Annotated in this window: 9 protein-coding genes; 4 read left to right on the top strand and 5 right to left on the bottom strand. The window is 66.6% G+C overall.

Annotated elements, in window-relative coordinates; translation table 11 throughout:
- Window positions 1–325 precede the first annotated feature (325 nt).
- Genes HY703_11875 through HY703_11865 form a run of 3 tightly spaced genes read right to left on the bottom strand, consistent with a single transcriptional unit; the run spans window position 326 to window position 1,304 of the window.
- Window positions 326–706 (bottom strand): nucleotidyl transferase AbiEii/AbiGii toxin family protein, encoded by a 381-nt coding sequence (locus tag HY703_11875; protein ID MBI4545887.1) that lies wholly within the window; start codon window positions 704–706, stop codon window positions 326–328.
- Entirely contained in the window at window positions 703–972 is a 270-nt protein-coding gene (locus HY703_11870) for a hypothetical protein (protein MBI4545886.1), read from the bottom strand. Before HY703_11870 ends, HY703_11875 begins: the two co-directional genes overlap by 4 nt.
- 2 nt (window positions 973–974) lie before the next feature.
- Entirely contained in the window at window positions 975–1,304 is a 330-nt protein-coding gene (locus tag HY703_11865) for a hypothetical protein (protein ID MBI4545885.1), read from the bottom strand.
- A 496-nt stretch (window positions 1,305–1,800) separates the two neighbouring features.
- Here HY703_11865 and HY703_11860 point away from each other — a divergent pair, with 496 nt between their 5' ends.
- The 3 genes from HY703_11860 to HY703_11850 all read left to right on the top strand — a co-directional run bounded on the left by HY703_11860 (window position 1,801) and on the right by HY703_11850 (window position 3,265).
- Complete coding sequence (locus HY703_11860; GenBank protein MBI4545884.1) at window positions 1,801–2,244, top strand: nucleotidyltransferase domain-containing protein; 444 nt, start codon at window positions 1,801–1,803, stop codon at window positions 2,242–2,244.
- 237 nt (window positions 2,245–2,481) lie between these two features.
- The gene (locus tag HY703_11855; GenBank protein ID MBI4545883.1) at window positions 2,482–2,697 is read left to right on the top strand and encodes a hypothetical protein; all 216 of its coding nucleotides are present in this window, start codon (window positions 2,482–2,484) and stop codon (window positions 2,695–2,697) included.
- The gene (locus tag HY703_11850; protein ID MBI4545882.1) at window positions 2,675–3,265 is read left to right on the top strand and encodes a nucleotidyl transferase AbiEii/AbiGii toxin family protein; all 591 of its coding nucleotides are present in this window, start codon (window positions 2,675–2,677) and stop codon (window positions 3,263–3,265) included. The genes HY703_11855 and HY703_11850 overlap by 23 nt, the downstream gene beginning before the upstream one ends.
- Window positions 3,266–3,445: 180 nt before the next feature.
- Here HY703_11850 and HY703_11845 read toward each other — a convergent pair whose 3' ends face one another.
- Together HY703_11845 and HY703_11840 are read right to left on the bottom strand one after the other, a co-directional pair.
- Window positions 3,446–4,195 (bottom strand): hypothetical protein, encoded by a 750-nt coding sequence (locus HY703_11845; GenBank protein MBI4545881.1) that lies wholly within the window; start codon window positions 4,193–4,195, stop codon window positions 3,446–3,448.
- Window positions 4,196–4,436: 241 nt separating this feature from the next.
- A complete protein-coding gene (locus HY703_11840; GenBank protein MBI4545880.1) occupies window positions 4,437–6,311 on the bottom strand; it encodes a tetratricopeptide repeat protein in 1,875 nt (624 codons plus the stop codon).
- Window positions 6,312–6,940: 629 nt separating this feature from the next.
- Here HY703_11840 and HY703_11835 point away from each other — a divergent pair.
- Window positions 6,941–7,165 (top strand): type II toxin-antitoxin system HicB family antitoxin, encoded by a 225-nt coding sequence (locus tag HY703_11835; GenBank protein ID MBI4545879.1) that lies wholly within the window; start codon window positions 6,941–6,943, stop codon window positions 7,163–7,165.
- Window positions 7,166–7,512: the final 347 nt, after the last annotated feature.

The following is a 7,512-nucleotide window of genomic DNA, read 5'->3' as shown; positions in this document are numbered from 1 at the left end:
GGGCGCGCGGAGGGCGAGCGGCGCCGCGTGCAACCAGAGGCTGATCTGCAGCTCGCCGGCGGGAGGCACGAAAGCGTGCAGCGTGCGGGGCACGTACCCGACGCAGCGCACGGCTAGATGCTGCGGCCCCGGTGGTACATCGCGCAGCATATAGGAACCCCTGCGTCAGTCTCCCCGGCACGGTCCAGGTCGCTAAGCACTACGACCGCACCGGGCAAAGGTTCTCCCGTGGCACCGTCCCGCACTGTGCCCATGACCATCGCCTGGGTCGCCTGCGCGATCAGCAGGAGGTGGGCTGCGGCCGGAAAAAGGTAAGCATGGGGCTCTATTCGGCTCCGCCAATCTGGCGTCGGGTGTAATCGGTTACCCAGCCCTCGAGGGTGCGCTCGACCTGCTCCCAGCCGACCTCCCAGATCATCTCGGGCATCTCCTCCTGCTGGGCGTCGTCAAAGTAGGCCAGGCTCATGATGACGTGCGCGACGTCATCGGTGGCGTACTTCGCGCGGTACAGTTGCAGCATCTCCGCGAGACCGAACTGGGTCTTGCCGAGAGCATAGATATCGAGGAAGTCCTTCTTCGAGCCCCGACTGGCCAGCGCCGAGAGCTTCATGCAGGCCAGGTCCTCCAGAGGCGCCAACGGGCAGTTGAACTCCTCCCAGTGGACCAGGGGTTGAAGCAAGGGGTATCGATACTCGAGGAGGCTCACGACCACGCCCTCCGAGAGGCGTGAAGCGTCCCCGCTGCGACACCCCTGATGGTGATATCGAGACCCCGGTCCCGCAGTCTGGCGGCGAGTGCGGCCGGGTCCCCGATCGGCTGCCCCGTAAACCAGCCCAGGTCCAGGGAGCGGCGGTGCCCGAGCTGGATGGCTACGGCGGTTCCGCCACCGAGGTAGAACCCGGCCTCCCGGGCGAGGGGTCCGAGCTGCCGTAGAAGATTCTGTTGCGCCGCCACCAGCACCTTGGTGTACATGCTCATCCTTTAGTCCGGCGCAGCCACACCCTTTCGCGCTCAGCTTGGATCCAACGGCTCACCTGCTCCCGCGGAATTCCCAGCACCAGGCCCCAGAACCGAAGGCGCTTGGGGCTGATGCCCCGGCCCTCACGACGCAGGATGAAGTCCCGCAGCTCGGCGTCGCCGATGGTCGAGCGGAGCCAGCAGACAGCGTCCCACCCGCCGGACTCGAGGAGCCGGCCGATGATGGTGTGGCGACTCTTTCGCAGGGAGAGCCGCGACGCGTCGTATTCCCAGAAATAGCCTCGAAGGCCTTCTGGTAGTTGGTCAGGGGGGGTCTGGCTGCTCATGGCCGTTCCCGGCGTTGCCCGCGCCTGAGCCATTCTACCCCGCCGACGCGGCTGCGGTAAGCCGCACTCGACGGGAGCCGCGCCTTCAGGTGCGGCGCGACTTCGCGCCGCCAATTCTGGTTGGGCCCCGTAAGCGAGGCGCCGAGGCGCAGAGCCCTCGTTGCTGGCAGGCTGCGAGTCGATTAGATTGCCGCCCCACCCTCCATGAAAGGGGCCGCAGCACAGGCGGTCAGAGCCTGCGGTCTGATCGCCGTGAGGGGCGGTCAGCTCTTCGCGGGCCCCGTCTCTCGAAGCTCGCCCGGGCTGCTTACGGGGCCGCCGCGACGAGCTGGAGGATGCGGGCTGAATCTCCCGCACGCTGGGCATTCACCCTTCAACCTTTTGGCCGACGTCGGTAGAACGGCTTTCGGCGATTCGTGACGGCGTCGCACCGTTTCGCGGCGTCTTGCGCTCCGCTATCATTTGGAACCATGAGTCTCGTCGCTCATTTGGAACCATGAGTCTCGTCGCTCAGGAGATCGAGTTCGACGCAGCGCTGCTGGATGCGGTGAGCAAGCGGCTGGGGTTGCGCAGGGTGATCCTCTTCGGGTCCCGGGCAACCCGCGAACCGCCGCCCTTGCCGGAGAGCGACATCGATCTCGCGATCTCTTTCACCGCTCCCGCGTGTCGAGCGAGCTGGTGGGATTGCCACACGGAGCTGGCGTCCGTCTTCCCCGATGCGCAGGTGGATCTCGCATTCCTGGCGGATGCGAACCCCCTCTTCCGGTGGGAGATCGCCAGGGATGGCCTGCTGCTCTGGGGCGACCCTCTCGACCACCTCGAGTTCCGCGCCTTCGCATTTCGCGACTTCATGGACTCGGGGGATTTGCGCGCCCTGGAGCGCAGCTTGTTCGAGAAGAAGCTGGCCTGGATCCGCCGACGCCTGCATGCTGCGGCCTGAGTTCGTCGAGCGCAAGCTCCAGCTCATCACAGAGGAGCTCGGCCGTCTCGCCGAGTTCGGCGACGTATCCTATGACGAGCTGGTTGCCGATCCGGTTCGGTTGGCCGCTGTGGAGCGCATGCTCGAGCGCGCGCTCACCTGCTGTGCCGGCGGTCCGCTTCAGCCTACCGTCATTAGCGGACCCAGGCTAACTTGCCATAGCGGGACCAGCGGAAGCGGCCAACCGGGAGGCGTTCGATGTTGCGACACACCGAGGAGCTGGCTGATGTCGATCGGCGGTACGCCCGGCAGGTGCTGGCAGGCCTGGATTATCGCGCGGCCCTGGCGCACTTCACCGCTCTGTGGATGGAGGCGCGGCGGCTGAATCCCGAATTTCCCACCGCGTGGCTCCGCGCGCTCGACGCCGACCTCGAGCTCGCGCGAGTACTGAATGGTCTCCCCCGACGCTCCTGATTTCGAGCGGCTGATCGCGGCCATTTCCAGCGAGCTGCGGCGCCGCGGACTGCCCTACATGCTGATTGGCGGCCAGGCCGTACTGCTGCATGGTGAACCGCGGCTGACACGCGACATCGACATCACGCTCGGCGCAGGCCCCGACCGCGCCCCGGACATTCTACAGGTGTGCGCCTCGCTAGGTCTCAGCCCCCTGATCGACGACGTCGCCCGCTTCGTCCAGCGCAGCTTTGTCCTACCGGCCGCCGACGAGGCCAGTGGCATCAGGGTCGATTTTGTGTTCTCCACGACACCGTATGAGAGCGAGGCTATCCGGCGCGCCGTGTCGGTCGACCTCGCGGGCGTGCCGGTCGCCTTCGCGTCAGCGGAGGACCTCATCCTCCACAAGCTCTTCGCCGGCAGGCCGCGCGATGTGGAGGATGCGCGCGGCGTCGTCCTGCGAAAGGGGCCGGAGATCGACTGGGATTACGTGGAGCGCTGGGCGGAGGAATTTGCCGCCGTTCCAGGCAGAGAGGACCTCCCCGAGCGCGTCCAGGCGCTCCGCGCCGAATCCGACCAGACATCTTAGACCCCACCTCGCTATCGCCGCGACCCGCGTGCACCTGATCTGGGTCGTCACGCTTGTTCTCGGAATGCTCAGCTTCTAGTGGGGCTTCTGGGATCTATGCGTGCGGCCTACTACCAGAACCACGCATGGTTTTTCGGCACGGCCGCCGTTTTGTTCGGCCTCATCATTCTCGGGGAGCGATCAGAACAACCGACCGACCCCAGCCTGGGACTCGAGCCGGACGGCTCTGTCTCCCGAATGGTAATACAACGCCACCCCGAGGTGAGTCAAAAGACCAGGGTTTATGAATCCCGAGCGCAGCAGGAGTCGAAGGCCCGTCGAGTATCGGCGGCCGTCAGTCCAGCGTGCGAAGCTCGCTCCCTGGTCCCAGCCCGTGCCCCAGTCGTAGAACACGGTCCCGGCCAGGTAGTCGAGGTATAGCGGCAGCAAGGGCGTGGCCCACTCGATATAGGCCAACGGGAAGTGGTATGCAGCCCTCAGCCGGAGTTGGTGCGACCGATGGTCATCGTCGTAGCCGAAGGGCACGGCCTCGAAAAAGTCGTGGTCGAAGCCGCCTCGTCGCTGCTGGTACATCCCCAGGAACTGGAGCTGATGGTGGCGCACGGGCGTGGGTACGAAGAGGTTCGCAAGGCTGCTGACCTGCCAGGCGTCGAATTCGCTGCTCAGGAACCGCTCGCTGCTCCAGTCCGCGGCTGCCAGGATGTCCAACGCCCGACGCGGCACGACATCGCGCCACGTCCCTGCGCTGCGGGAGAGGCCCACGCCTGCCTGTACCCCGCGATACCTGCCGGTCCCGGCAATGGCGGGTCCGGCCGAATGCTTCCTGTCCTCGATCTTCAGCCCGACGAACGGCCTCAGGAAGGTCCGGTCGACGTTGCGCTCCAGCACCAGGGGCACGGCAGCAGTCAGCTCCACCCCCTGCTCGCGCATCCAACCCTTGCCGCCCGGAGTCGACTCCGACTCCGTTGCGCACCGGCGGGAGCAGCGCACACAACCACCAGCAGCGCGGCCAGGGCGGAGAAAGCACGCTTCGCCATCATTGGGCTCCTTTTGGCTATTCGGAGGGGGCGAGGATGGGACAAATACTCGGGACGGACGCGCACCCGGACAAGGCCCGCGGGCGGGCCCGGCGACGATGCAGGTGCAGCCAGAACATCATGCCAGCCGGCGATCAGCCTTGACTCAGCGCCTGGATCCTGCGCCGCTCGGCGGCTGCGCGCGTTTTCATCGCCGCGAGAATGCCTTGGAATTCCGGCTCGCCGCGCAGGCTTTCGAACGCGGGATCGCGCGCCAGCATGCGCTGCGCGACCAATCCGGTCCGCGCGGCGCGCTCGAGCTCGCGCAGGGCGTGCTCCTTCTCGCCGCGCAACGCGTGCAGCGCCGCCAGCTCCAGCGGCACCACGAGCGACTCAGCGCCTTGCTCGCGCTCGCGCTGCACGTCGGTCATGCGCTTGTCGATCAAGCGCCGGGCCTCGGCCGCGCGACCGGACCTCATGAGCGCGAGGGCGTAGTCGGCCACGTTCCCGCGCCCGAAGTTCTGGTCCCGCAGGACCAGGGCGCTGGAAGGCACGCCCTCGAACAGCGTGACGGCCCGGTCATAGCGGCCGGCGTACACCTCCACCTTCGCAGCGGCTGCCCTGTTCACCGGATCCAGGCCGCTGCCTGCGGTCGCGCCCTGCGCGGCTGCGGCTGCCGCCTCGAGATCCCCTCGCAGCAGATAGAGCTCGATCAGCAGGTTTCTCGCGCCGGGATGATTCGGCTGGAGCTCGAGCGCGCGGCGCAGCCATGGCTCGGCGCGCCCGTCGTCCTCCAGCATGAGGTAGAGCGTCGCCGGTGTGAGCTGCGATTCCGCCAGCGTGGGCTCGATCGAGACGCTACGGAAGCTCGCGCGCGCGGCATCGGCCATGTTGCCGATCTGCATCTGCGCGTATCCGAGATTCCCCATCGCCGCCCAGTAGCCCGGATTGAGCGACAGCGCGCGCTCGTTCGCCTCGATCGCCTTGCGGCTCCACCCGCGCACCAGATACACCAGCCCCAAAGCCTTGTGGCCCTCGGCCGCCGCCGCATCCAGGGCAATGGCCTTGCGCGCGACGGCCTCGGCCGAGTCCAGCCACGCCGCGCCCATCCCGAAGCGCAGCGCGCGCTGCGCGAACGCGTCGCCAAGCCCCGCCCACGCCAGCGCGTACCCAGGGTCCACCTCGATCGCCCTGCGGAACAGCGCGATCGCGTTCTCGTTGGCCTCGCCCAGATACTCGTAATAGTAGTCTCGGCCGCGGAGGTAGTAGTCGTACGCCGTGAGGTTCACGGTCGGCGCGGCCGCGAGGCGTTCGCGCTCGGCGGGCGAGAGCGCCGCCTTCAGGGCGTCCGCGATGCGCGTCGCGATCTCTGTCTGGATCGCGAAAACGTCCTTCAGCTCGCGGTCGAACGTCTCCGCCCACAGATGACCCTCCGTCGCCGCATTGACTAGCTGCGCTGTGATGCGCACCCGGTTGCCAATGCGGCGGACGCTTCCCTCCAGCACGTGCGCCACCCCGAGCTCCTGGCCGACCGCACGGAGCCGGATCTGCTTGCCTTTGTACGCCATCACCGACGTGCGACCGATCACGCGCAGCCCGCCGATCTTCGAGAGCTGCGTGATGATGTCTTCGGTCACCCCGTCGCTGAAGTACTCGTTCTCCCGATCCGCCGACAGATTCTCGAAGGGCAGCACGGCGACGGAGCTGTGGTCGAGTGGCGCGGCGGCCCGTCGGCGGCCCGTCACCAGGGTCATGGCGGCCCCGGCGATCACGAGCAGCGTCGCGATGATGACCAGCTCAGGCCCGCTGACGCGCTGTTGACCCTTTTCGCCGTGGTACCAGGCGACCACGATCGCGAGCGGCAGCCCCCCGGCCAGCGCGAGGGTGAGCGCGCGCAGCACGGCGACGGGCCAGCCGAACTGCTCGCCCAGCAAATCCGCCACCTGGAGCAGCATCCAGGCCGCGGCCAGGTATGCGACCGTCCACTGAACGAGTTTCCGCTCACGCATGCGGTCCCAGAGCGACGACATCGCTGCTATGCTCCGAGAACTTCGAGGAAGAGAAAGGAAGGGGACGACCCGGGAATCTAGAGGCACCGGCGAGGTGCGACAAGCAGTGGTGGGCCCGCTCCCGCCTAGCGCAACCGCAGAATCAACGAGTCGACTTTCCAGCTTGTACTTGGCCGTGCCGAACAAGCTCGGCGTTTGCGGCGGAACCGACATGCGATCCTCAGAGCAACGCGTCGCCCAGCAGCAGGCTCAACAGCACCGGCAGGTAGAGCAGGGAAGCGAGAAACAGCCGGCGCGCATCGGGTCGCGAGCGCCGAACGCGGCGGCGCTCGCGGCGTAGCCCGTGGCGAGCAGCACCGCGTGAAGCTGGCGCGGAACGGCCCCTCGGCTCAACATTGGCAGGTAGCCCGTGCAGCTTACGCGCAATTCGTTCGGCGGACAAGGCGAGCGGAGGTCTATGGAACAGGTGGACAGCAAGAAGGCATCGGTGCTTGAGGCTGCTGTTCCGGTTCTATCGGTCGAGGATCTAACGGCAGCGTTGGAGTACTACCAACGTGTGCTGGGTTTCCAAGTTGCCTGGAGTTTGGGCGACTCACCCCACCTCGCGAGCGTGTGCCGCGACCGCGTCGAGCCGAATGGAGGCTAGGCCTATGCAGCGCGAGTTCACTGCAGTCTTCAAGAAGGTACCTGAGGGTTACGTCGGGTTCGTGGAGGAACTCCCTGGCGCTAACACTCAGGGCGCCACGTTGGAGGAGGCTCGGGCCAATCTCCGTGAAGCCGTGCAGCTGGTCCTAGACGCCAGTCGCGCGCTGATCGAGGAAGAACTCGGGCAGACCGATATCGTTCGCGAACCCCTTCGCATCCCAGCGGCGTGAAGCGGCGCGATCTGATACGTCATCTCGAAAGCAACGGTTGCGAGTTGCTCCGCGAAGGTGGCAACCACACGGTGTACGTCAATCGCAGAGCCAAGAAGGTTGGCACGGTCCCTCGGCATCGTTGTTACCTCCCATGATCACGTCGAAATCCTGACGGTCCGGCACTCACTTCAGCTACTCGAGGAGACCGATCTTGGCGAGAACCCGGTGGTCTAACGGGCGGCTGGTCAGTTGGCTGTGAGGGGATAGGGGATAGGAAATCCAAGCGCCCTTTTCGGCACGTTGGCGGAAACGTGTATCCGTTGGCGGGTCCGGTCAAGAGCGGCGTGAAGGAGAGCGGCCATGGC

This window comes from Gemmatimonadota bacterium (genome assembly GCA_016209965.1).
Lineage (GTDB): Bacteria > Gemmatimonadota > Gemmatimonadetes > Longimicrobiales > RSA9 > JACQVE01.
Note: the sequence above shows the minus strand (reverse complement) of the source record. Positions and strands in the feature narration are given on the sequence as shown.